At 60.2% G+C, this 23,785-nt stretch carries 16 protein-coding genes; 3 read left to right on the forward strand and 13 right to left on the reverse strand.

The window, feature by feature from the left end:
• Window positions 1-23: 23 nt before the first annotated feature.
• From yccS to betI, 9 genes are all read right to left on the reverse strand, one after another.
• Window positions 24-2,207: a YccS family putative transporter gene (gene yccS, locus AC1MEW_RS05605; protein WP_201198457.1), complete on the reverse strand. Its 2,184-nt coding sequence runs from the start codon at window positions 2,205-2,207 to the stop codon at window positions 24-26.
• 233 nt (window positions 2,208-2,440) lie between these two features.
• Window positions 2,441-3,619 carry a BaiN/RdsA family NAD(P)/FAD-dependent oxidoreductase gene (locus AC1MEW_RS05610; protein ID WP_201198455.1) on the reverse strand — a complete coding sequence of 393 codons (1,179 nt, stop codon included), beginning with the start codon at window positions 3,617-3,619 and terminating at the stop codon, window positions 2,441-2,443.
• Between the two features lie 159 nt (window positions 3,620-3,778).
• Window positions 3,779-5,164 carry an ATP-dependent RNA helicase DbpA gene (gene dbpA, locus AC1MEW_RS05615; protein WP_201198453.1) on the reverse strand — a complete coding sequence of 462 codons (1,386 nt, stop codon included), beginning with the start codon at window positions 5,162-5,164 and terminating at the stop codon, window positions 3,779-3,781.
• A 57-nt stretch (window positions 5,165-5,221) separates the two neighbouring features.
• Window positions 5,222-6,649 (reverse strand): multidrug transporter subunit MdtD, encoded by a 1,428-nt coding sequence (gene mdtD / locus AC1MEW_RS05620; protein ID WP_201198451.1) that lies wholly within the window; start codon window positions 6,647-6,649, stop codon window positions 5,222-5,224.
• Between the two features lie 216 nt (window positions 6,650-6,865).
• Window positions 6,866-8,203: a TldD/PmbA family protein gene (locus AC1MEW_RS05625; protein ID WP_201198450.1), complete on the reverse strand. Its 1,338-nt coding sequence runs from the start codon at window positions 8,201-8,203 to the stop codon at window positions 6,866-6,868.
• A complete protein-coding gene (locus AC1MEW_RS05630) occupies window positions 8,203-9,645 on the reverse strand; it encodes a TldD/PmbA family protein (RefSeq protein ID WP_480425634.1) in 1,443 nt (480 codons plus the stop codon). The genes AC1MEW_RS05625 and AC1MEW_RS05630 overlap by 1 nt, the downstream gene beginning before the upstream one ends.
• A 287-nt stretch (window positions 9,646-9,932) precedes the next feature.
• Window positions 9,933-11,636, reverse strand: a complete 1,704-nt coding sequence (gene betA, locus AC1MEW_RS05635) for a choline dehydrogenase (RefSeq protein ID WP_201198446.1) — start codon at window positions 11,634-11,636, stop codon at window positions 9,933-9,935.
• Between the two features lie 217 nt (window positions 11,637-11,853).
• Window positions 11,854-13,326 (reverse strand): betaine-aldehyde dehydrogenase, encoded by a 1,473-nt coding sequence (gene betB, locus AC1MEW_RS05640; protein ID WP_201198429.1) that lies wholly within the window; start codon window positions 13,324-13,326, stop codon window positions 11,854-11,856.
• 109 nt (window positions 13,327-13,435) lie between these two features.
• Window positions 13,436-14,029: a transcriptional regulator BetI gene (gene betI / locus AC1MEW_RS05645; protein ID WP_201198427.1), complete on the reverse strand. Its 594-nt coding sequence runs from the start codon at window positions 14,027-14,029 to the stop codon at window positions 13,436-13,438.
• A gap of 379 nt (window positions 14,030-14,408) precedes the next feature.
• On the opposite strand from betI, the gene AC1MEW_RS05650 reads away from it, so the two are divergent.
• Window positions 14,409-16,358, forward strand: a complete 1,950-nt coding sequence (locus AC1MEW_RS05650; protein ID WP_322270815.1) for a BCCT family transporter — start codon at window positions 14,409-14,411, stop codon at window positions 16,356-16,358.
• A gap of 267 nt (window positions 16,359-16,625) precedes the next feature.
• On the opposite strand, the gene choV is transcribed toward AC1MEW_RS05650, so the two are convergent.
• From choV to AC1MEW_RS05665, 3 genes are all read right to left on the reverse strand, one after another.
• Window positions 16,626-17,804, reverse strand: a complete 1,179-nt coding sequence (gene choV / locus AC1MEW_RS05655; RefSeq protein WP_201198423.1) for a choline ABC transporter ATP-binding protein — start codon at window positions 17,802-17,804, stop codon at window positions 16,626-16,628.
• Entirely contained in the window at window positions 17,801-18,646 is an 846-nt protein-coding gene (gene choW / locus AC1MEW_RS05660; RefSeq protein WP_201198421.1) for a choline ABC transporter permease subunit, read from the reverse strand. Before choW ends, choV begins: the two co-directional genes overlap by 4 nt.
• Before the next feature lie 66 nt (window positions 18,647-18,712).
• Window positions 18,713-19,660, reverse strand: coding sequence for a choline ABC transporter substrate-binding protein (locus tag AC1MEW_RS05665; protein WP_201198419.1), 948 nt, complete (start codon window positions 19,658-19,660; stop codon window positions 18,713-18,715).
• 435 nt (window positions 19,661-20,095) lie between these two features.
• Here AC1MEW_RS05665 and AC1MEW_RS05670 point away from each other — a divergent pair, with 435 nt between their 5' ends.
• Both AC1MEW_RS05670 and gbdR read left to right on the forward strand, forming a co-directional pair.
• Window positions 20,096-21,472: an L-serine ammonia-lyase gene (locus AC1MEW_RS05670; protein ID WP_201198417.1), complete on the forward strand. Its 1,377-nt coding sequence runs from the start codon at window positions 20,096-20,098 to the stop codon at window positions 21,470-21,472.
• A gap of 613 nt (window positions 21,473-22,085) precedes the next feature.
• Window positions 22,086-23,189 carry a choline metabolism transcriptional regulator GbdR gene (gene gbdR, locus AC1MEW_RS05675; protein WP_201198415.1) on the forward strand — a complete coding sequence of 368 codons (1,104 nt, stop codon included), beginning with the start codon at window positions 22,086-22,088 and terminating at the stop codon, window positions 23,187-23,189.
• Between the two features lie 169 nt (window positions 23,190-23,358).
• Here gbdR and AC1MEW_RS05680 read toward each other — a convergent pair whose 3' ends face one another.
• Window positions 23,359-23,622, reverse strand: a complete 264-nt coding sequence (locus tag AC1MEW_RS05680; RefSeq protein WP_201255497.1) for a hypothetical protein — start codon at window positions 23,620-23,622, stop codon at window positions 23,359-23,361.
• Between the last annotated feature and the right edge of the window lie 163 nt (window positions 23,623-23,785).

The following is a 23,785-nucleotide window of genomic DNA, read 5'->3' on the forward strand; positions in this document are numbered from 1 at the left end:
CGCGAGCCCAGTCACCGCAAGGCTTAACCCTCGCTCGTATCCTTGATCAAATGCGCCGCCAACGTCCGCAACGGCCCCAACTGCCGGCAGATCAACGCCAACTGCGTTTGCACCAAGCGCTGACCTTCATCAATCTCATCCGGCATCTGCTCCAGCGTATTAGCCAGCGCTTCTTCCTCATCGCTCTGAATCGCAATCGGCAGTTTGCTCGCCAGCCCTTGGGCGATCTCATCGATGCTCGCTGCCAGGCTCACCCCGGCGCCGTCGATCAACTGCTCACGGACATCCGGCGGCAGTTGGGTCTCGCGGTGCGCGCCCAGGCCTGACAAGTAGCTCAGCAACGTGTGGGACAACACCAGAAAACGGAAACCGACATCCGCTTCCTTCCGGAAATGCCCCGGCTCCATGAGCATGTTCGCCAGCGTGGTCGACAGCGCTGCGTCGGCGTTGTGCGCGTTGCGTCGGGCCAGGCGATAGGCCAAGTCATCGCTTTTACCGGCGGCGTATTGCTGCATGATCTGGCGCAGGTAAATGCTGTTGCAGGTCAGGGTGTTGGCCAGCACTTTATTCAGGCGTCGGCCCTGCCAGTCCGGCAGGAACAGGAACACCGCCAGCCCGGCGATCAGGCTGCCGAGCAAGGTATCGAACAGTCGCGGCAGGAACAGCCCGTAACCGTCGCCCACCTGGTTGAAGCAGAACAGCACCATCAAGGTGATCGCTGCGGTCGCCAGGGTGTAGCGGGTGGTGCGGTTGATAAAGAACACCACCCCGGCAGCGATGGCGAAGCACGACTGGATCAACGGGCTCGGGAACAGGTCGAACAACGCCCAGGCCAGGGTCAGGCCGATGGCGGTGCCGATGATCCGCTGGCCGAGTTTGCGGCGGGTTGCGCCGTAGTTCGGCTGACAGACAAACAGCGTGGTGAGGATGATCCAGTAACCTTGGGATGGGTGGATCAAATGCACCATGCCATAGCCGATGCTCAAGGCCAGGGGCAAGCGCAGGGCGTGGCGGAACAGCAACGAGGTCGGCGTCAGCTGTGTGCGCAAACGAATCCACACATCCTTGAGGTTGCGCGGCGAACGGTCGAGCAGGCTGCTGTCGGTGGCGTCGGCGAGGGCGTCGGGGTTGCTGGCGTCACTGAGCAAACGGTCGAGGGTGCCGAGGTTGGCGGCGAGTGCGCGCAATGAGCGCAGCAAACCGCGCCAGGCCGGGTTGCTCTGGATGCGCAGGTGCTCGAGGGAGGCGTGCAGGTCGCTCAGGGCTTCGGCGAAACTGGCGTCATAAACAAAGGGCTGACGCATCTGGATCGATTCGGCCAGCGCCCGGCAGGCTTTGCCTTGCTGGCGCAGCAGACGCTGGCAGCGGAACATCACGTCGCTGTGGAAGAACGCGTCGGCCAGGGCGTTGTAAGGGTAGTGCGAAGAACTGGCGCGCTCGTGGATGTCTTGAGCAAGGAAGTACAGCTTGAGGTAACGGCTGACTTTCGAGCCCGGCCGACCGTTGCCGACCCGGTGCAGGATGATTTCCTTGGCGACGTTCAGCGCAGCGACCACTCGACCGTTTTGCTGCGCCAGTTCCAGGCGTCGTGCTTCCACGTCCATCTGCCGGATCGGTTCGAACAGCGACGATTTAAGCTTCAGGTAAAAACCCAATTCCCGGAACAACCGCGCCAGGCTCTGCTGCACCGGTTGGTTGGAAAACATCGCCTGCCACAACACCGAGAGCAAACCGTACCAGGCTGCGCCGGCCACCAACAGCACCGGCTCGTGCCAGAAATCAGTCACTGCGCCGCCGCGCTGATCCACACCGATCATGGTGTAGACCGACAGAATCAGCGTCGCCGAGGCAATTGCGCCATAGCGTTCGCCGAGGGCGCCGAGCATGGTCAGGCCGAAGGCGGCAAGCGCCAGGGCGATGATAAATATGATGGGGTAGGGGAAGAGCAATTCGACCGAGAACGCGGCGATGCTGAAACACACCAGCGTTACGGCCAGCGCGTTGAGGCGGCCCTGCCAACTGTCGTCGGTTTCGGCCAGGGCGCTGGCGATGATGCCCAGGAACAACGGGATCAACAGCCCCATTTCATCCTGATACCAACAAACGGCCATGCTGCCGGTCAGGGCGATGAACACCCGCACGCTGTAGCTGAATTTATCCAGCGCCCAGAGACGACGCAGAGACTGACTAAAAGGGGTCGATGACATGAAGTGCGAGGGCCTTCCGAGGCGATGACGCTAAATTGAGCCAGTAATGACGCCGACGCAATGGCGCCGATCACATCTGACAGCAATATTTGTTCCCTGCATTGTTTGTTGTCTGTCCGGGCGTCTTCGCGGGCAAGCCTCGCTCCTACAAGTTTTGCGTCGTATATAAAACTACGGCAAGCCTCGAACCTGTAGGAGCGAGGCTTGCCCGCGAAGAACGATAACGCGATAAATCAGACGAATTGTGCAGCCGCGTAACCCGAAGCCCAGGCCCATTGGAAGTTGAAACCGCCCAGATGCCCGGTGACGTCCAGCACTTCGCCGATGAAGTACAGGCCGGGGCTTTTCAGCGATTCCATGGTCTTGGACGACACCTCATTGGTATCGACCCCGCCCAAGGTCACTTCGGCAGTACGGTAGCCTTCGGTGCCGGCCGGCACCACTTTCCAGCTCGCCAGTTTTTCGGCGATGTCGGCAATTTCCGCGTGGGTGTATTGCTTCATCGGTTTGGAAACGAACCAGTTGTCCGCCAGCAGGTTGGCCATCTTCTTGGTGAAGATTTCCCCCAGCAGGGTTTTCAATTCGCTATTCGGGCGTTCGGCCTGTTGCTGTTGCAGCCAGGTCGGCACGTCGTGGTCCGGCATCAGGTTGATTTCTACCGTGTCGCCGGATTCCCAGAACGAAGAAATCTGCAAAATCGCCGGGCCGCTAAGGCCACGATGAGTGAACAGGATGTTCTCGCGAAAGCTCTGCTCGTTGCAGCTCACCAGGCAATCCACCGATGTACCGGACAGCTCCGTGCACAGCTCTTTGAGCTGATCGGTGATGGTGAACGGCACTAGGCCAGCGCGGGTCGGCAGCAAGTCGTGGCCGAACTGCTTGGCCACTTGATAGCCGAAACCGGTCGCGCCCAGGGTCGGGATCGACAGGCCGCCAGTGGCAATCACCAGCGATTCGCAGGTCAGTTGACCGAGCGTGGTGTCCAGCAGATAACCGCTTTCGAGTTTCTCGATGCTCTGGATCGAGGTGTCCAGGTGCAGGCTGACGCCGACCTGATCGCACTCGTTGAGCAGCATTTCGAGGATGTCGCTGGATTTGTTATCGCAGAACAACTGGCCGAGTTTTTTCTCGTGGTACGGCACGCCGTGTTTGGCGACCATGCCGATGAAATCCCACTGGGTGTAGCGCGCCAGTGCGGATTTGCAGAAGTGTTCGTTCTGCGAGAGAAAATTGCTCGGTTCGGTGTACATGTTGGTGAAATTGCAGCGGCCACCACCCGACATCAGGATTTTCTTGCCGGCCTTGTTAGCGTGGTCGAGCAACATCACCTTGCGCCCGCGCCCGGCGGCGGTCAGCGCACACATTAACCCTGCGGCGCCAGCGCCAATGATCACGACTTCGGTAGAGCGCAAAACGGTGTCCTCACACAAAATTCAGATTCACCGACAAACCAATGTGGGAGCGGGCTTGCTCGCGAAGCGGCCGGCACATTCAACATGGATGTTGTTTGTCAGTCCGCCTTCGCGAGCAAGCCCGCTCCCACATTTGATCTCTGTCAGCCAGACGATCCCTTACAAGATACGCACGCGCAACGAACGGCCCTTGATCTTGCCGTCGTTCAAACGCTGCAAGGCTTGCTTGGCGATCCCGCGTTCCACAGCCACATACGCCTGGAAGTCGAAGATCGCAATCTTGCCCACCTGAGCGCCCGGAATACCCGCGTCGCCCGTCAGTGCGCCGAGAATGTCACCCGGGCGAACCTTGTCTTTACGGCCAGCGCCGATGCACAACGTGCTCATCACCGGCAGCAGCGGACCGCCACCCTGGGAGGTGAGGTTGTCGATCTGATCCCAGTTCAACGGCGACTGTTGCAGCTTCTCGATGGCTTGCGCGCGGATGGCTTCGGACGGCGCCACCAGGCTGATCGCAATGCCTTTCTCACCGGCGCGGCCAGTACGGCCAACACGGTGGATGTGGATTTCCGAGTCACGGGCCAGTTCGACGTTGATCACCATGTCCAGCGCATCGATGTCCAGACCACGGGCGGCTACGTCGGTGGCAACCAGTACCGAAGTACTGCGGTTGGAGAACATCGCCAACACCTGGTCGCGGTCACGCTGTTCCAGATCGCCATGCAGGCCGACGGCGGAAATGCCTTTGGAGGTCAGGTGATCAACGGTTTCCTGAACCTGCTGCTTGGTGTAGCAGAACGCCACGCAAGACGCCGGGCGGAAGTGACCGAGCACTTTGGTCACGGCGCTCATGCGCTCGTCCGGGGATATTTCGTAGAAACGCTGTTCGATCTGCGTGTCGTCGTGGAACGCTTCGGCTTTGACGATCTGCGGGTTGCGCATGAACTTCGCGGCCAATTGCTTGATGCCCGACGGGTAGGTGGCCGAGAACAACAGGGTCTGGCGACGCTCCGGGGTCTGGGCAATGATTTCTTCGATGGAGTCGTAGAAACCCATGTCGAGCATGCGGTCGGCTTCGTCGAGGATCAGGGTGTTCAGGCCGTGCAGCACCAGCGAACCTTTGCGCAAGTGCTGCTGGATGCGGCCCGGGGTGCCGACGATGATGTGCGCGCCGTGCTCCAGCGAGCCGATCTGCGGGCCGAAGGACACGCCGCCGCACAATGTCAGGATCTTGATGTTGTCTTCGGCGCGGGCCAGACGACGGAGCTCCTTGGCAACCTGGTCAGCCAACTCGCGAGTCGGGCAGATGACCAGCGCCTGGCAACCGAAGAAGCGCGGATTGATCGGGTTCAGCAGACCGATACCGAAGGCAGCGGTCTTGCCGCTGCCGGTCTTGGCTTGCGCGATCAGGTCCATCCCCTTGAGGATCACCGGCAAGCTTTGCGCCTGGATCGGCGTCATCTGGGCATAACCGAGGGAGTCGAGGTTAGCCAGCATGGCGGCGGACAGCGGCAAAGTATTAAAAGCGGTGGCGATGGTGGTCACGGGACTGGCCTGCAAAACAAAATGTCGCGCAGTGTATCAGTCCCGTGGCCATTGCCCCTAAGGTTCGATGTGTTCTTCCGGACGTTTGGCACGCCGTCCGTCTTCCTTTGAGAGTTGCGAGAAGATCGTCGCGGCCAGCATCGCCATGATGCCGACGGTCACAAAGGTCAATTGGAACGCGCCCAGTACGGTGTCCACACCATCATTTCCGACCTCTGCCGTGAAGCCGCCCAGCAGCGCACCCGCGCAAGCCACGCCAAGGCCCAGGGACAACTGCGCGACCACCGACAGCAAACTGTTGCCGCTGCTGGCGCTGGCATCGTCGAGGTCGATCAGGGTGACGGTGTTCATCGCGGTGAACTGCAGGGAGTTGATCGCGCCGAGAATGGACAGCATCGCCAGCAGCAACCAGTACGGTGTCTGTTCGCTGACCAGGCCCATGGCGGCCAGCATAATCCCCAGAAACAGCGTGTTGCCGGTGAGCACAATGCGGTAACCCAAACGTTCGATGATCGGCCGCGCTACCCACTTGGCCAGCATTGCCGCTGCTGACAGCGGCAGCATGCTCATCCCGGCCTGTGACGGTGAATAACCCAGTGCCACTTGCAGCAGCAACGGCACCAGAAACGGCAATGCACCACCGCCGAGTCGGGCGAACAGGTTACCGAGGATGCCGACAGCGAAGGTCCGGGTCTTGAACAGTGATGGCGAGAACAACGGATTGTCGATGCGCCCGGCGCGCAGCCAGTACGCCGCGAGACACGCCATGCCGGCCACCAGCAACAACATCACGCGCAAGTGCGGCAGGTGCAGTTCACCGAGGCCTTCCATGGCGATGGTGATCAGCACCATCGAGGCACCGAACAGCAGGAAGCCGACGCCGTCGAAACGGGTGCGCTCGGTGCCGCGCAGGTCCGGGATGAATTTCCACACCGCGTAGCAGCCGATCAGCCCCACGGGCAGGTTGACCAAAAAGATCCAGTGCCACGACAGGTATTGCACCATCCAGCCGCCGGTGGTTGGCCCCATCAATGGGCCGAGCAGTCCGGGAATGGTGATGAAGCCCATGATCCGCACGAGCTCCGAGCGCGGGTAAGCCCGCAGCACCACCAGCCTGCCCACCGGCAGCATCAAGGCGCCGCCCAGACCTTGAATGACCCGCGAACCGATCAGCATCGTCAGGTTGGGCGACAGGGCGCAGAGCAGTGAGCCGAGGCTGAACAACAGGATCGCGCCGAAGAAGATTTTCTTGGTGCCGAAGCGGTCGGCGATCCAGCCCGAGGCGGGGATCAGCAAGGCAACGGTGAGCATGTAGGCAATGATCACGCCTTGCATGCGCAGCGGGTTTTCCGCGAGGTCCAGGGCCATGGCCGGCAGGGCCGTGTTGAGGATCGTCCCGTCAAGGGACTGCATGAAGAAGGCAATGGCCACGACCCACGGCAACCAGCGGGCGGTGACAGGGTCGAGGGGCGGGCGGTTGGGCATGGGACCTCTTGTTAGTGTGAGTCAGATAGTGCGCGATCCATGGCAAAAGGGAACCATTGTGGCGAGGGGGCTCGCCCCCGTTCGGCTGCGAAGCAGTCGTAAATCCAGCGAATGCAGTCTATCTGACGAACCGCGTTTGCCGATCTGGGGCCGCTTCGCAGCCCAACGGGGGCAAGCCCCCTCGCCACAGGGTCTTCGGTGTGCCGGGGGGTGTGTTTACAGCGTTAAAGTGAGTCGGCTGACGAGCGCACCCGGCAATACCGCCGAGGCTGTCGCCCGCTGACTGTAAGTACTCGCCGACAGCAGCAACTCGCGCTCTTGGGTCAACGCTTCCAGCTGCGAACCGAGCAGGCTGTAGGCGCTGTCATCAAAACGCATGGTGCTGACCGGGGCCTGAATCTCGCCGTTCTCGACCCAGAAGGTCGCAAACCGGGTCATGCCGGTCAGCCGCGCCGCCGGTTGATCCGAGTAGTTCAGGTACCAGAGGTTGCTGATGTACAACCCTGTGCCCAGTTGCTTGAGAATCTCGGCTTCAGGCAACGTGCCAGCCGCCATGTTTAACGCGCTCGGCATTTCACCACCACCGGCACCGTTGGCCGTCAGGCCATACTCAGCCGCACTGCGTGAGCTGACCATTTGCGCGCCGGCCTTGCCTTCGACGATCAAGCCCAGATCGCTACGCGGATAACCTTCGCCGGAAAACGCCGGACTCAGGGAGCCGCTGACCTTTTCATCCAGCGAGACCAGCGTGCTGAACGATTGGTCGCCGGCGTAGAGCTTCTGCAACGGACTGCCTTTACTGGCAATCGACTGCGCCGAGAAACCGCCCCAGCCGAGCATGCCCATGATTTCTTCCACAGCCGCTGGCGCCAGGTAAGCTCGGTACTGACCCGGTGCCAAGGTGCGCAGCGGCCGACCGAGAAACGCCAATTGCTCGCGCGCCTGCTGGAAGCGCTTGGCAAAGCCTTCGCTGTTCCAGTCGTGCCCGGCGTAACTGGCCTTCACTGCCTGGCCGTTTTCATGGAACAGGCTGAAATCGAAGTTGAAGCTGTTGGCCTGATGCCAGCCGAACGCGCCCGAAGAACTGGCGAAACCGCGACTGATCGGCCCGGCGGCATAGAAACCCACCAGATCCAGCCCTTCGGCAGCCTGGGTGATTTCAGCCACGACCTGCTCGGTGTCCGGCAGCGGATGGTCCTGCACGTTTTTGCTCTGCCAGCCGTTGTGGTTGAGCATCAGATACGGGTCCGGCGGCAGCAGCGGCAGGGTTTCGCGCAGCTGTTGCAGACCTTCTGCCAGACGCTGAACATCGGTTTCAGCATCACCGGAGAGCGTAATGTTCAGGTCGGCGTGGCGACCTTCGTTGATCAGTTTGAAACCGACACTCGCCTGCTGCACCTGCCCGGCCTGACGGACCTTGGCATGGTTGAAGCGCACGAAGGCCGAGGACTCGGCGGCGTAGCTGAGAGTGAATAGCTCTGGCTCGCGAATCGCGTCACGCAACCAGTGGACCAAGGCCTTGAATGCATCGGCCTGATTTTTTGAAGTCGTCATCAGGCATCTCCCCCAAACACATCAACATTGCTGAACACGCAGGCCGGCGACGCATGGCCGACGCGGATCACCTGGTTTGGCTCGCCCTTGCCGCAGTTCGGCGTGCCCAGGACTTTGACGGTGTTGGCGTCGCCGACGGCGCTGAGGTTCTTCCAGAAGTGTGCGGAAATCGCCCGGTAATTCGGGTTCTTGACCACGCCTTTAAGCTCGCCGTTCTCGATCAACTGACCCCACTCGCAACCGAACTGGAACTTGTTGCGCGCATCGTCGATGGACCAGGAACGGTTGGTGCTCATCAAAATGCCGTTTTCGATATTGCCGATCAGCTTCTCCAACGGTTGATCGCCGGGCTCGATATTCAGGTTGGCCATGCGATCGATCGGCGCACGGTTCCAGCTGCAGGCGCGACTGTTGGCGACACCGTCCATGTCGGCACGGAATTGCGACAGCGCGCCGCCCAATGGACGCAGCAGCAGGCCTTCTTTGATCAGAAATTGTTTGCTCGCGGCGGTACCGTCGTCGTCATGACCGTAGCTGGCAAGCTGCTCGGGAATGTCCGGGTCGAAGGTTACGTTGAGCAATTTGGAGCCGTATTGCAGGCTGCCGAAGTCTTCTGCCTTGACGAAACTGGTGCCGGCGTAATTGCGCTCGTCGCCGAGGATACGGTCCAGTTCCAGCGGGTGGCCGATGGATTCGTGGATCTGCAGCATCATCTGGTCCGGCATCAACAGCAGGTCGCGCGGGCCTTGTGGCGTGTTCGGCGCCAACAGCAATTGCAGCGCTTGATCGGCGATTTTCGGGCCGGCGCCGACCAGGCCGCAGCGGCTGACCACATCAAAACCGCCCTGTTGACCGAAGTTCTCGCGGCCCAAGGTGCGAGTCTGGCTATCGCTGCCGTCGTAGGCGGTGACTTCCAGGCTCGGGTAGACGAAACGCTGGGCCTGGCGCAATTCGGCGCCGGCGCTGCTGAGGTAGATTTGCTCGACGTTGGTGATGCCGATGCTGACCTGCCAGTTCACCAGTCGCTCGTCCTTCGGCACGGCAGCGGATTCGGCGCCGAGTAGCTGGTAGCAGTCGCTCAGGGACGGGAAGGGCTGGTCGAAGTTCGGCGAAAAGTAGTCGGCGCGGTCGCTGGAGAGCACTTGGGTGCTCAGGTCGAGCAAGGCGTGGGGCTTGAGTCGACGGGCTTGTTGCTCGGCCTTCTCCAGCGCAGCTTGCAGGCCTTGTTGCGAGAGGTCGTTGGTCGCGGCGTAGGCTTCGACGCCGTTGACTCGAACGGTCAGCATCGCGCCTTCGTCACGGCTCAGGCTCGGCGGCTCGGCGACGTTCTTGCGCACCGAGAGGTATTGGCCGGACTCGCGTACATAACGCAGCGAAAAGAATTCAGCGCCCGTGCGCAACGCAGCAAAACGCTGCTTGAGCTGGGGGTGGAAATCGAACATTCGAGAACCTCCTTGGTAGGGAGAAGCGGCGTATCGGTGTGGCGAGGGGGAGTGAAACGTTTGCGTGGCGCTAGATTAGGCCTGCGCGGGGGGTAGGATCAAGCTTGAAACGGTGTAGGAAAGGTTTACCCGAGGTGGGTCAGGAGAAGATGTGCTGTCTGGTCGGGCCCCTTCGCGAGCAAGCCCGCTCCCACATTGGATCATCTGTGTTCACAAATGCTGTGTTCACTGGAGATCCAATGTGGGAGCGGGCTTGCTCGCGAAGGCTGCGCCGCGGTGTAACGGTCTTACTGGGCAGTAGGGCTCACATCCCGCAGCGGCTTGCCACGCACCGGTGCATCACCGGCCACGAAGTAAGCAGCCTTGCTACGCGGCAATGGCTGACGACCACGGATCTTGTCGGCGATTTTCTCGGCGATCATGATCGTTGGTGCGTTCAGGTTGCCGGTAGTGATGATCGGCATGATCGAGGCATCGACCACCCGCAGGCTCTGCATGCCGTGTACGCGACCTTCAGCGTCAACCACAGCCATTTCGTCGGTGCCCATTTTGCAGGAGCAGGACGGGTGGAACGCGGTCTCGGCGTGTTCGCGGATGAACTGGTCGAGCTGCTCATCGGTTTGCACGTCGATGCCCGGGCTGATTTCGCGGCCACGGTAGGCGTCCAGTGCAGGCTGCTGCATGATTTCACGGGTCAGGCGGATGCCATCGCGGAACTCCTGCCAGTCTTGCTCGGTGGCCATGTAGTTGAACAGGATGCTTGGGTACTCGCGCGGATCCTTGGACTTGGCCTGGATACGACCGCGACTCGGCGAACGCATGGAACCCATGTGTGCCTGGAAGCCGTGCTCTTTCACACCGTTGCTGCCGTTGTAGTTAATCGCGACCGGCAGGAAGTGGTACTGGATGTTCGGCCAATCGAATTCTTCGCGGGTACGGATGAAACCGCCGGCTTCGAACTGGTTGCTGGCGCCGATACCGGTACCGTTGAACAGCCACTCGGCACCTATGGCTGGCTGGTTGTACCAGAGCAGCGACGGGTACAGCGAGACCGGTTGGGTGCAAGCGTATTGCAGGTACAGCTCAAGGTGATCCTGCAGGTTTTCGCCGACGCCTGGCAGATCGTGGACCACCGGGATGTCGAGCTTGTTCAGCAGTTCGGCCGGGCCGACGCCGGAGCGTTGCAGAATCTGCGGCGAAGCGATGGCGCCGGAGCACAGCAGCACTTCTTTGCGGGCCTTGGCTTCAACGCGCTCTTCAGCGGCGCCGATCAAGTAACGCACGCCGACTGCACGCTTGCCTTCAAACAGAATCTTGTCGGTCAGGGCGTGGGTAACGATGGTCAGGGTCGAACGCTTCTTGGCTGTGTCCAGGTAACCGCGAGCGGTGCTGGCGCGACGGCCGTTCGGCGTCACGGTACGGTCCATCGGGCCGAAGCCTTCCTGCTGGTAACCGTTCAGGTCTTCGGTGCGTGGGTAACCGGCTTGCACGCCTGCTTCAACCATCGCGTGGAACAGCGGGTTGTTGCCGGCCTTTGGCGTGGTCACGCTGACCGGACCTTCGCCACCGTGGTAGTCGTTCGGGCCGATGTCGCGGGTTTCAGCCTTGCGGAAATACGGCAGGCAGTTCAGGTAGTCCCAGTCTTCCAGGCCTGGCAGTTTCGACCAGTTGTCGTAGTCCATCGCGTTGCCGCGGATGTAGCACATGCCGTTGATCAGCGAGGAACCGCCGAGGCCTTTGCCGCGACCGCATTCCATCCGGCGACCATCCATGTGTGGCTCTGGATCGGTTTCATAGGCCCAGTTGTAGCGACGGCCTTGCAGCGGGAACGCCAAAGCGGCCGGCATTTGCGTGCGGAAGTCGAAACGGTAGTCCGGGCCGCCCGCTTCGAGCAGCAGGACGGTGACGCCTTCGTCTTCAGTCAAACGGGTCGCCAGGGTGTTACCGGCCGAGCCGGCACCGATGATGATGTAATCGTATTCTTGGGACATTAAATGCACCCTCTTTGAAAGTGGTCAGGTCGCGGGTGGCCGAGCTGCCACTTAACTTGTGGCGAGGGAGCTTGCTCCCGCTCGGCTGCGCAGCAGTCGCAAAATCAGCGACCGCTTTCTATCTGAAGACATGCGGTGTCTGGGATGGGGCCGCTTCGCAGCCCAACGGGGGTAAACCCCCTCGCCACAATGGCGTTCACTCCAGACTTCGCGTGGATCAGAAAACCGAGGCGTAATCGCCCAGTTCGACCTGTACCGATTTGATGCGTGTGAAGTTGTTCAGCGAGCTGATGCCGTTCTCACGGCCAACACCCGATTGCTTGTAGCCGCCGACCGGCATCTTGGCGTCGGACTCGCCCCAGGCGTTGATCCAGCAGATACCGGCTTCCAGTTGATGAATCACGCGGTGAGCGCGGTTCAGGTCTTTGGTGACGATGCCGGCCGCCAGGCCGAAGTCGGTGTCGTTGGCACGACGGATCACTTCTTCTTCGGTGTCGTAGGTCAGGATGGCCATGACCGGGCCGAAGATTTCTTCGCGCACGATGGTCATCTCGTCGGTGCAGTCGGTGAACACGGTCGGTGCCACGAATGCACCTTTGGCAAAGTCGCCGTCTGTCAGGCGGGTGCCGCCGCACAGCACGCGAGCGCCTTCTTCCTTACCTTTGGCGATGTAGCCCAACACGCTTTCCATGTGGGCGAAGCTGACCAGCGGGCCGAAGTTGGTGTTTTCGTCTTCCGGGTTGCCGATGCGGATGCGCGCAACGCGCTCGGCGATCTTGGCTTCGAAAGCAGCTTTCAGGTGAGTCGGTACGAACACGCGAGTGCCGTTGGTGCAGACCTGGCCGGAGCTGTAGAAGTTGGCCATCATCGCGGTGTCGGCGGCGCGATCGAGGTCGGCGTCGTCGAAAATGATCAGCGGGGATTTGCCGCCCAGTTCCATGGTCACGTCTTTGAGTGACGAGGCCGAAGCGCTGGCCATAACCTTCTTGCCGGTATCGGTGCCGCCGGTGAAGGAGATTTTTTCGATGCGTGGGTGTTCGGTCAACCAGGTGCCGACTTCACGGCCGCTGCCGGTCAGGACGTTGAACACGCCAGCCGGAACGCCGGCTTCGGTGTAGATCTCGGCCAGTTTCAGGGTGGTCAGGGAGGTGACTTCGCTTGGCTTGAAGATCATCGCGTTGCCGGCCGCCAGGGCCGGTGCGGATTTCCACAGGGCGATCTGGATCGGATAGTTCCACGCGCCGATACCGGCCACGACGCCCAGTGGCTCGCGACGGGTGTAGACGAACGAAGTGGTGCGCAGCGGGATCTGCTCGCCTTCGATGGCCGGAACCAGACCTGCGTAGTACTCCAGCACATCAGCGCCGGTAACGATGTCGACGTACTTGGTTTCGGAGAACGACTTGCCGGTGTCCAACGTTTCCAGCGCGGCCAGTTCATCGTTGCGCTCGCGCAGGATATCAACGGCACGACGCAGGATGCGCGAACGCTCCATGGCGGTCATGGCAGCCCAGATTTTCTGGCCCTTTTCAGCGCTGACCACAGCGCGTTCGACGTCTTCTTTCGTCGCACGCTGTACGGTTGCGAGGACTTCACCGTTAGCCGGGTTAATGGCTTCGAAGGTGGCGTCGCTGCTGGCGTCGGAGTAACCGCCATCGATGTAGAGTTTTTGCAGTTCGAAACGGGCCATAGTGTCCTCGCAAGTGCATAAGTGGTTGGCGTAGGCCACTGGGGTGATGCCATTAGGTTGTGGCAACACCGATCAGCAGCAGTTCAGGGGTTGAGCGTTTATGTGTGCTCTAACTCACCTGCTTGGCCAATTGGAAATCCATGTATTCGTAAGCGATCTGTTGCGCCTGCTCGGTGTCGAAAGCGTCTCCCGACAGCGCGCCGCGCAACCACAAGCCATCAATGAGGGCTGCCAGGCCACGGGCGGCACTGCGCGCTTGATCAAGCGGCAATACACGGCGGAACTGGCAGCACAGGTTGGAATACAGACGGTGATCGTTGATCCGCTGCAACCTGTGCAATGACGGCTGGTGCATGCTGGTGGCCCAAAAGGCCAACCAGGTTTTCATTGCCGGGCCATTGACCTGGCTGGCGTCGAAGTTGCCTTCGATAATCACCTGCAGATGGGCCCGTGGGCTGTCATCTGCCAGCGCCTGGCGGCGCGCGGTGACGCTCTCGCTGAGGACGCTCATCAGATACCGCATCGTGGCGGCGATCAGGCCATTCTTGTCCTGAAAATAGTGACTGATGATGCCATTCGAGACACCGGCCAAACGGGCGATCAGCGCAATGCTGGCGTCCCCCATTCCGACCTGATCGACAGCCTGTAATGTGGCTTCGATCAATTGCTGACGGCGGATGGGTTGCATACCGACCTTGGGCATCTTGCACATCTCCTTAGGCCTTCCGACGGACGAAAAACGTCTATCGGATTGAAGGCCAGTCTATTTTGTTTTGATTGAACGTTCAATCAACAAAGAATAAGATCTGCGACAATTCGTCGCTGCCTACAGGTTTTTCCTACGTGTAGCTGGCGGAAAAACGACATCTGAAAACGCTCGAAACCCCCGCGCACTGGCGCTCCGGGGCTTCGGGCTTTTTTCGGGCTGTCTTTATATCACCCGCCGGTCGGCTGCCAACTAACCGATTGGTCGGGTAACGCGTTGCCTTGTGTTCTTCTCCCGCACTGCCCGGAGCATCTGTGCCATGAGTTCTGCCTCTCTTATAAAGACCCCACCCGAGAAGGTGACGGTCAACGGTTGGGTGTTCTACACCTCTACCGCGTTGATCCTGTTGTTGACCGCCATTCTGATCATTGCCCCGCAAGAGGCCGGCAGATTGCTCGGTATCGCCCAAGCCTGGTTGTCCCGCAGCTTCGGCTGGTACTACATGGTGGTGATCGCTGCTTACCTGGTGTTCGTGGTCGGCCTGGCGTTTTCGTCCTACGGCAAGCTCAAACTGGGCAGCAAGGACGACACCCCGGACTTCAGCTACGGCGCCTGGGCGGGGATGCTGTTCTCCTCGGGTATCGGCATCTCGCTGCTGTACTTCGGTGCGTCCGAGCCGCTGGACCACTACTTCAACCCGCCGGAAGGCGTGGCCGCCAGCAACATGGCTGCCCGTCAGGCAGTGCAACTGACATTCCTGCACTGGGGCCTGCACGGCTGGGCGATCTACGCATTGGTCGGTCTGGCCGTTGCTTACTTTGCTTACCGTCATAACCAGCCGCTGGCGTTGCGTTCGGCGCTGTATCCGCTGGTGGGCGAGCGTTGGGTCAAAGGCGCGGCTGGTCATGCGGTGGACGGCTTCGGCATGTTCGTAACCCTGCTGGGGCTGGTGACGAACCTGGGGATTGGTTCGCTGCAAGTGTCGTCGGGCCTTGAAAACCTGTTCGGCATGGAACACAGCAACACCAACCTGTTGATCGTGATCATCGTGATGAGCACCGTGGCGACCATTGCTGCCGTGTCCGGTGTGGAAAACGGCATCCGTCGTCTGTCCAACCTGAACATCGTGCTGTTCAGCGGTCTGCTGATTTTCGTGCTGCTGTTCGGCCCGACGCTGCACCTGCTCAACGGCTTCGTGCAGAACATCGGTGACTACCTGAACGGTATCGTGCTGAAAACCTTCGATCTCTATGTGTACGAAGGCAGCGCCGACAAGACCGAACGCTGGATGGGCCTGTGGACCCTGTTCTACTGGGCCTGGTGGATTTCCTGGGCCCCATTTGTCGGCATGTTTATCGCGCGTATTTCCCGTGGTCGCACGGTGCGTGAACTGGTTGCTGGTGTGCTGCTGATCCCGCTGGGTTTCACCCTGGCGTGGTTGTCGATCTTCGGTAACTCGGCCTTGGACCTGGTGATGAACCATGGGGCGGTGGAGCTCGGGAAGACGGCACTCGAACAGCCGTCCATGGCGATCTACCAATTGCTTGAGCATTACCCGGCCTCGAAAATCGTCATCGGCGTGTCGATTTTTGTTGGTTTCGTGTTGTTCCTGACCCCGGCGGATTCCGGCGCGGTGATGATGGCCAACCTTTCCTGCAAGGGCGGCAACGTTGATGAAGATGCCCCGCACTGGCTGCGGATCTTCTGGTCGGCGGTGATTACCCTGGTGACCATCGGCCTGTTGTTCGCCGGTAACTTCGAAGCCATGCAAACCATGGTGGTGCTGGCCGGTCTGCCGTTCTCGGTGGTGCTGGTGTTCTTTATGTTCGGCTTGCACAAGGCGATGCGCCAGGACGTGCAGATCGAGCAGGAGCAAGCGGAGTTGGCCGCGCGCGGTCGTCGTGGTTTCAGTGAGCGTTTGACTCAGCTGGACCTGCAACCGAACCAGTCGATCGTTCAGCGTTTCATGGACAAGCAAGTCAGCCCGGCGCTGGAAGATGCCGCGGTGCAATTGCGTGCTCAGGGCCTGGACGTGCAAACGTTGCTGGGCAAGTCCAAGCGTTGCATGGGCCTGCGGATCGAGATGGAAGAGGGCAACCCTTTTGTCTACGAAGTCAGCCTGGACGGTTACTTGGCAGCAGCGAGCGAGACGGTGCCGGCGCATAGTGCCGATGAACCGCGTGCACGTTACTACCGCGCCGAGGTGTACCTGCACAACGGCAGCCAGGACTACGACTTGATGGGCTTCGCTCAGGATCAGATCACCCGTGACGTGCTCGATCAGTTTGAAAGCCATCGGCAGCTCCTTGGCCGTGTCTATAGCTGAGACTTGAGGTCTGCGGTGCAGGGAATGCACCGCGGCTCTATTGTGGCGAGGGGGCTTGTCGGAACGCCGCATCACCCCGTTCGGCTGCGAAGCAGTCGTAAATCCGGATAATGCGGTGTATCTGAACGACCGTATTATCTGGCTATGGGGCCGCTGCGCGACCCAACGGGGGCAAGCCCCCTCGCCACAGTGGTCCGTGTTTACAGCCAAATATCTGTACTAACAAAAACGCCGCGATCCTCTCGCGGCGTTTTTGTGTCTGTTGCCTTAGCCCAGGTTCTTGCCGAGCAGCGCGTGGTACAGCTCGCTGTCGCCCAGAATCCCCACCACTTTGTTGTTGTCGTGCAGCACCAGTTTGTTGCCGGTCTGGTAACGAATCTGCAGCGCATCACGCATGCCGATGTTGGAGTCCACCAGCGTTGGCCGACGACCCAAGGCTTCAACCGCTTGCCCCGGCGCCCAGTTCTGCAGGTCCAGGCTGGCACCGTTCTGGCGTGCGCCCTTGATGGTGTTGCCTTCGGCCAGGTCCAGCCACGAATCGCCGCCCGGATCGAGGCACACCGAACCGTTGATGCGTTTGCAGTTGTCGAGGGTGCGCATCAGGCTGCGACCGCACAGCACGTTCAACGGGTTGGTGTGGGCCACGAAGGTCCGCACGTAATCGTCCGCAGGGTTCAGCACGATTTCTTCCGGCACGCTGTACTGCACGATGCGGCCGTCTTTCATGATGGCGATACGGCTGCCGAGTTTCAGCGCTTCATCAAGGTCGTGGCTGACGAAAACGATGGTCTTGTTGAGCTTGCTTTGCAGTTCCAGCAATTCGTCTTGCAGGCCTTGGCGGATCAGCGGGTCGAGGGCCGAGAACGGTTCGTCCATGAGCAGAATATCGGCGTCCATCGCCAGTGCACGGGCCAGGCCGACACGTTGCTGCATACCGCCGGAGAGCTCGTCGGGCTTCTTGTTGCGCCACTGGGTCAGGCCCACCAGCTCAAGCTTGTCGTCCACCAATTTACGCCGTTCTTTCTCAGGACGACCCTGCATTTCCAGACCGAAACTGATGTTCTCGCGCACCGTCAGCCAAGGCATCAGGGCGAACTTCTGGAACACCATCGCGATGCGCTTGGTGCGCATCATTTTCAGTTCTGCCGGGGTACAGGAAGCGATATCGATCTGCTTGCCTTCGTGCTCGACGAACAACTTGCCACGGCTGACGGTGTTGAGACCGTTGATGCAACGCAGCAGGCTGGATTTGCCGGAGCCGGACAGGCCCATCAGCACGCAGATTTCGCCTTTTTCGATGTCCAGGCTGGCTTTTTCAACACCGACGATCTGGCCGGTTTTTTTCAGGATCTGGTCGCGGGTCATGCCCTGATCGAGGAGCTTGAGCGCCTCGCGCGGGTCTTTGGAGAAGACGACGTCGACGTCTTCGAAGCGAATAATGCTCATGCGTCACCCCCTACTTTAGCGTCGGGTTGTTTGCAGATACGGTCGAGCATGATCGCCAGCAGTACGATTGCCAACCCGGCTTCGAAGCCCAGGGCGATATCGGCGGTGTTCAGTGCGTTGACCACGGGTTTGCCCAGGCCATCGGCGCCCACCAGTGCCGCGATCACCACCATCGACAACGACAGCATGATGCACTGGGTGATACCGGCCGCAATGCTTGGCATCGCGTGGGGCAGTTCGATACGAGAGAGCAGTTGACGGCGCGAGCAGCCAAAGGCTTTGCCGGCGTCCATCAGTTCTGCGGGAACATCACGGATACCCAGGTAGGTCAGGCGGATAGGCGCGGCAATCGCGAACACTACCGTCGAGATCAGACCCGGGACCACGCCCAGCCCGAAGAGGGTCAGGGTCGGAATGAGGTACACGAAGGTCGGCACGGTCTGCATCAGATCGAGCACCGGACGCATCAGTGTGTAGAACATCGGTTTGTGCGCGGCGACGATGCCCAACGGCACGCCGATGATCACGCAGACGAAGGTGGCAAACAGCACCTGGGCCAGGGTTTCCATGGTTTCCTGCCAGTACCCCAGATTGAGGATCAGCAGAAAGGAGAGGATGACGAAAACGGTCAGTCCCCACTTTCGTTGAATGAAGTGGGCCAGTAGTGCGATGAGGCCGATCAATGCAAACGGGTTGAACCAGGTCAACGCGAACGTCACGCCGTGGATCATCGTTTCCAGTGTCACGGCGATCGCGTCGAATGTGCTGGCGCCGTGTTGCGTCAACCATTCAACGAAGCTCGCGATGTACTGGCCTAAGGGGATTTTCTGATCAATCAGCATGGTAGTGAACGTCCGCATGCAAGGAAATAAACAGCCCGGGCGAGCGAACTCGCCCGGCGTAAGCGATTACTGCGCGAGCTTGGCTTTCACGGCCTCCAGGCCTGGTTTACCGTCAATGGTGGTCACGCCAGCGAGCCAGGTATCAAGCACCTTTGGATTCTTTTTCAGCCAGGCCTTGGCAGCTGCGTCAGGCTTCATCTTGTCGTCCAGGATGTTGCCCATCAGCGAGCTTTCCATGTCCACGGTAAATTCCAGGTTCTTCAGCAGAGTGCCGACGTTGCTGCATTCCTGGACGTAGCCCTTGCGGGTGTTAGTGGCCACCGTGGCCGCACCGAAGTCCGGGCCAAAGAAGTCATCGCCACCGGTCAGGTATTGAATCTTGAAGCGCTTGTTCATCGGGTGCGGTGCCCAGCCGAGGAAGACCACGGCGGTATCGCGTTTCTGGGCGCGGTCGACCTGCGACAGCATCCCCGCTTCGCTGGACTCGACGACTTTGAAGCCAGCGTCTTTGAGGCCGAAGGCGTTCTTGTCGATCATGGTCTGGATCAGGCGGTTACCGTCGTTACCCGGTTCGATGCCGTAGATCTTGCCGTCGAGTTCTTTCTTGAATTTGGCGATGTCGGCGAAGTCATGCAGCCCTTTGTCGTACAGCGCCTGCGGCACGGCGAGGGTGTACTTGGCGCCGACGAGGTTGGTGCGAACGACGTCAACGCTACCGGCATCGCGGTAGGCCTTGATGTCGTTTTCCATGGTCGGCATCCAGTTACCGAGGAACACGTCCATGTTCTTGCCGTCGGCCAGGGACTTGTAGGTCACGGGCACGGAAATCATGGTGGTCTTGGTTTTGTAACCCAGGGCGTCGAGCACGACGCTGGTGGTTGCGGTGGTGGCGGTGATGTCGGTCCAGCCGACATCAGAGAAGTTTACGGTGCTGCATTGAGCGGGTTCTGCGGCTTGAGCCAGTAACGGCAGACTCAGCATGGCGGCCAACAACAACGACGGGGAACCTTTCATGGGTGGACTCCTTTGTGTTTTTTTTGGCAGTGTTCCGATTGGACCACCGCACTTATGGGTTGCGGTTGGATGGCGTTTTGGAGACAGCTCTACCACGGCGCCTTGCAATCGAGTCGATACGATCATGTACCAGTGAAAATCTGACGCCTACAGGGTGCGTCGTAACCAGTACAGGGATGGTCGCATCCAGTGTCAGTGACGTCGTTTACAGCTTTTTTAAGCCCTGTTTGCCCCTCTGAACCGCAAAAAAACGGCGAAAGCGCTACGTAAAAGACACGCGGCGTTGGTGGACATGAGTGCGTCGGTGTGAGACGTCGAACGACATGACAAAAGCCTGATGATGCGGCCATCTCGGCGGATTGCAGCTTGAGCGTAGCAGCTCCGTCACTGGGCGCTTTTGCGTCCGGAGTTGGCACATCCAGGAGTTCGGCAGTAATGGCTATCAGCGTTTTCGACCTGTTCAAAATCGGCATTGGCCCTTCCAGTTCGCACACCGTCGGGCCTATGCGGGCAGCGGCGTTGTTCGTGCAAGGTTTGCGTGAGCAGGGTCTTTTGGAACAAGTAAGACGCGTCGAAGTTCAGCTTTACGGTTCGTTGTCGGCCACCGGCATCGGTCACGGCAGCGATAACGCCGTGATCATGGGCCTGATGGGCGAGTGGCCGGACGCGATCGACCCGTCGCAAATCGGTATCCGCATCGAGAGCCTGCGCGAAACCCACACCTTGTTGCTCGACGGACGCTTGTCAGTGCCATTCATTTGGGCTCGGGACATGCGCCTGATCGACGAGAACCTGCCGTTTCACCCGAATGCCATGACTTTAATTGTAGAAGGCGATCACGGTGAGCTGCACCGTGACACCTACTATTCGATTGGCGGCGGTTTTGTCGTCGATGAGGCGCAAGCCTCCAGCGGTGTGGTGGACCTGGATCGCACCGTGTTGCCCTACGACTTTTCCAGTGCAGTAGAGCTGCTTGAGCTCTGCCAGAAGCACAATCTGCGCGTGGCCGAGTTGATGATGGCCAACGAGAAGGTCTGGCGCAGCGAAGAGGAAATCCGCAGCGGCCTGATGAAACTCTGGCGCGCCATGCAGGATTGCGTCGATCAGGGCCTCAAGCACGAAGGCATCTTGCCCGGCGGATTGAATGTGCGTCGGCGGGCGGCCAAGTTGCATCGCAGCCTGCAAGAGCTGGGTAAGCCCAACGTGATCGGCTCGACGTTGAGCGCGATGGAATGGGTCAACCTGTTCGCCCTGGCGGTCAACGAAGAGAACGCGGCCGGCGGGCGTATGGTCACGGCGCCGACCAATGGCGCGGCGGGGATCATTCCGGCGGTGTTGCACTACTTTATGAAGTTCAGCGAGGTGGTGACCGAGGCCAACGTCGTCGACTATTTCCTCAGTGCCGCCGCGGTGGGGATTCTCTGCAAAAAGAACGCATCGATCTCTGGGGCCGAAGTCGGGTGCCAGGGTGAAGTCGGCTCGGCGTGCGCCATGGCGGCGGCCGGGTTGGCGGAGATTCTTGGCGCTACGCCTGAGCAGTTGTGCAACGCGGCGGAAATCGGTCTGGAACACAACCTTGGCCTGACCTGCGACCCGGTTGGTGGGTTGGTGCAAGTGCCGTGCATCGAGCGCAATGCGATTGCCGCAGTGAAAGCGATCAACGCGGCGCAGATGGCGTTGCGTGGTGATGGTCAGCACTTTATCTCGCTGGATCGGGTGATCCGCACCATGCGCGATACCGGTGCCGACATGCATGACAAATATAAAGAGACATCGCGCGGTGGGTTGGCGGTTAGTGCGGTGGAGTGTTGAGGCCACTTGGTTCACTGGTGAAATGATTTTCTGTGGCGAGGGAGCTTGCTCCCGCTCGACTGCGCAGCAGCCGCAAAGCCAGCCAGCGCGGTTCATCTGAAAGAACTGGGTTGCAGGTTTCAGGGCCGCTTCGCGCCCCAGCGGGAGCAAGCTCCCTCGCCACAGAAATCCCTGTTGCCAGAGAAGACCAGTCAAAACTGCGCGCTAAGTGAACACCCGCTCCAAAACGCGCCACCTTTTAGCGCGTCGTAATCAGACAAGCCACTTTCCCCGGATCCGGGATCCATGTTGGCCATTACCGCCTGTCACCTGTGCTTGCGGTGACACTCTTCTCCAGCACGTCGCAGCCCCTGTTCCCACAAGTGCTACCGATTTGCTCACAGCCTGCGGCGCAGCGCATTTGCTCGCGTTGATGGCACTTATAACCCCCATTCTGCGCACGGCTTATATAGACACGCCGCGACGTCGTTTTCAGGAGTTATTGAATGACCATTCAACTTTAGGCATGGCAATTGCTCTGTCATTACAAAGCCCGTCTCCCACGCGAGAACGATGGCAATAACAAGAGCCTCCGCCTGAGGCCATCACCCGCTTTGTGTGAGGAGATACCGCGATGACGACGTTCAACTCCGGGGCTCAACCCCAGAACCGTGCGCCTCAATCCATCGGCTTTTTGCTGCTGGACAATTTCACGCTGATTTCTCTGGCCTCCGCAGTAGAACCCCTGCGCATGGCCAACCAATTGTCCGGCCGCGAGCTGTATCGCTGGACCACACTCACCGTCGACGGCGGCCAGGTCTGGGCCAGTGACGGTCTGCAGATCACCCCCGATTGCTCCATGCACAAAGCGCCGGCCCTGGACACCATCATCGTCTGTGGCGGTATCGGCATTCAGCGCACCGTGACCCGCGAACACGTGTCGTGGCTGCAAAGCCAGGCCCGTCAGTCCCGTCGCCTCGGCGCGGTCTGCACCGGCAGTTGGGCCTTGGCCTGCGCCGGTCTGCTGGACGGCTTCGATTGCAGCGTGCACTGGGAATGCCTGGCCTCGATGCAGGAAGCTTTCCCGCGCGTGGCCATGAGCACCCGGTTGTTCACCCTCGACCGTAACCGCTTCACCAGCTCCGGTGGCACCGCGCCGCTGGACATGATGCTGCACCTGATCAGCCGTGATCACGGTCGTGAGTTGTCGGCTGCGATCTCGGAGATGTTCGTCTACGAGCGCATCCGCAACGAGCAGGATCACCAACGCGTGCCGCTCAAGCACATGCTCGGCACCAACCAGCCGAAGTTGCAGGAAATCGTTGCGCTGATGGAAGCCAACCTGGAAGAGCCGATCGACCTCGACGAACTGGCGGTGTACGTCGCCGTTTCTCGCCGTCAGCTGGAGCGGCTGTTCCAGAAATACCTGCACTGCTCGCCGTCGCGCTACTACCTGAAACTGCGCTTGATCCGTGCCCGGCAGTTGCTCAAGCAAACGCCGATGTCGATCATCGAAGTGGCGTCGGTGTGCGGGTTTGTTTCCACGCCGCACTTCTCCAAGTGCTACCGCGAATACTTCGGCATTCCGCCGCGTGACGAGCGCGTAGGGTCGAACACCACGCAACAGGTGGCGATGATGCCGTTGCCGCAAGCGCTGGTGCTGTCGCCGTTGTCCGGGCCGTTGTCGGCGTTGAGTCAGGCGCGTAATGAGTCGACCTTCGCCAGCGTAAGGCTCTAAACCGCACGGGCTACTGTGGCGAGGGAGCTTGCTCCCGTTGGGCTGCGAAGCAGCCCCAAAACCGGTATGTGCGGTCGTTCAGACAATCCGCATTCGCTGGTTTTGCGACCGCTTCGCGGTCGAGCGGGAGCAAGCTCCCTCGCCACATGAAGCTGCTCAGTGCTGATATTCAGGCACTACGGCTCTGCTGGTAAACGGCCAACGCCGGCAGCAATTGCTTGTCGATCGCCTGGCGCACGGCCGGCAGGATGGTCGCGCTGCTGGTGTACATTTGCTTGACCATGGTGCGCAGCGTCATCGCCCGCTCATCGTTCAAACCTCGCACTGCACACTCGCATGCCTGCTCCGCTGTTGCGCCGCTCGGCACTTGAAATCCTAACGACTTCAGTTGGCCCAGCAGGTCTTCCTGGTCAATCAAATCGGCGTACATCATGACGCAATCCTTCTTCAGGGAACGGTGTCGTGGCTCGATTCTGGTAGGGGCACGGGGTGTCGGCAAGGACGATTTGTCGCAATGGCCGCAATACCTATGAACAGGTCGTTTTCGGCTAACTCGCCGGGGCAGGGAGTAGGCACACTGGATTCAGCTGGCTTCA

It is taken from the genome of Pseudomonas sp. ASL4 (assembly GCF_056680395.1).

Excerpts from the sequence above, each read along its gene's own strand:
- yccS (WP_201198457.1), bottom strand. The coding sequence starts at position 2,207 with ATGTCATCGACCCCTTTTAGTCAGTCTCTGCGTCGTCTCTGGGCGCTG.
- mdtD (WP_201198451.1), bottom strand. The coding sequence starts at position 6,649 with ATGCCCAACCGCCCGCCCCTCGACCCTGTCACCGCCCGCTGGTTGCCG.
- AC1MEW_RS05625 (WP_201198450.1), bottom strand. The coding sequence starts at position 8,203 with ATGACGACTTCAAAAAATCAGGCCGATGCATTCAAGGCCTTGGTCCAC.
- AC1MEW_RS05630 (WP_480425634.1), bottom strand. The coding sequence starts at position 9,645 with ATGTTCGATTTCCACCCCCAGCTCAAGCAGCGTTTTGCTGCGTTGCGC.
- betA (WP_201198446.1), bottom strand. The coding sequence starts at position 11,636 with ATGTCCCAAGAATACGATTACATCATCATCGGTGCCGGCTCGGCCGGT.
- betB (WP_201198429.1), bottom strand. The coding sequence starts at position 13,326 with ATGGCCCGTTTCGAACTGCAAAAACTCTACATCGATGGCGGTTACTCC.
- betI (WP_201198427.1), bottom strand. The coding sequence starts at position 14,029 with ATGCCCAAGGTCGGTATGCAACCCATCCGCCGTCAGCAATTGATCGAA.
- choV (WP_201198423.1), bottom strand. The coding sequence starts at position 17,804 with ATGAGCATTATTCGCTTCGAAGACGTCGACGTCGTCTTCTCCAAAGAC.
- choW (WP_201198421.1), bottom strand. The coding sequence starts at position 18,646 with ATGCTGATTGATCAGAAAATCCCCTTAGGCCAGTACATCGCGAGCTTC.
- AC1MEW_RS05665 (WP_201198419.1), bottom strand. The coding sequence starts at position 19,660 with ATGAAAGGTTCCCCGTCGTTGTTGTTGGCCGCCATGCTGAGTCTGCCG.
- AC1MEW_RS05670 (WP_201198417.1), top strand. The coding sequence starts at position 20,096 with ATGGCTATCAGCGTTTTCGACCTGTTCAAAATCGGCATTGGCCCTTCC.
- gbdR (WP_201198415.1), top strand. The coding sequence starts at position 22,086 with ATGACGACGTTCAACTCCGGGGCTCAACCCCAGAACCGTGCGCCTCAA.
- AC1MEW_RS05680 (WP_201255497.1), bottom strand. The coding sequence starts at position 23,622 with ATGATGTACGCCGATTTGATTGACCAGGAAGACCTGCTGGGCCAACTG.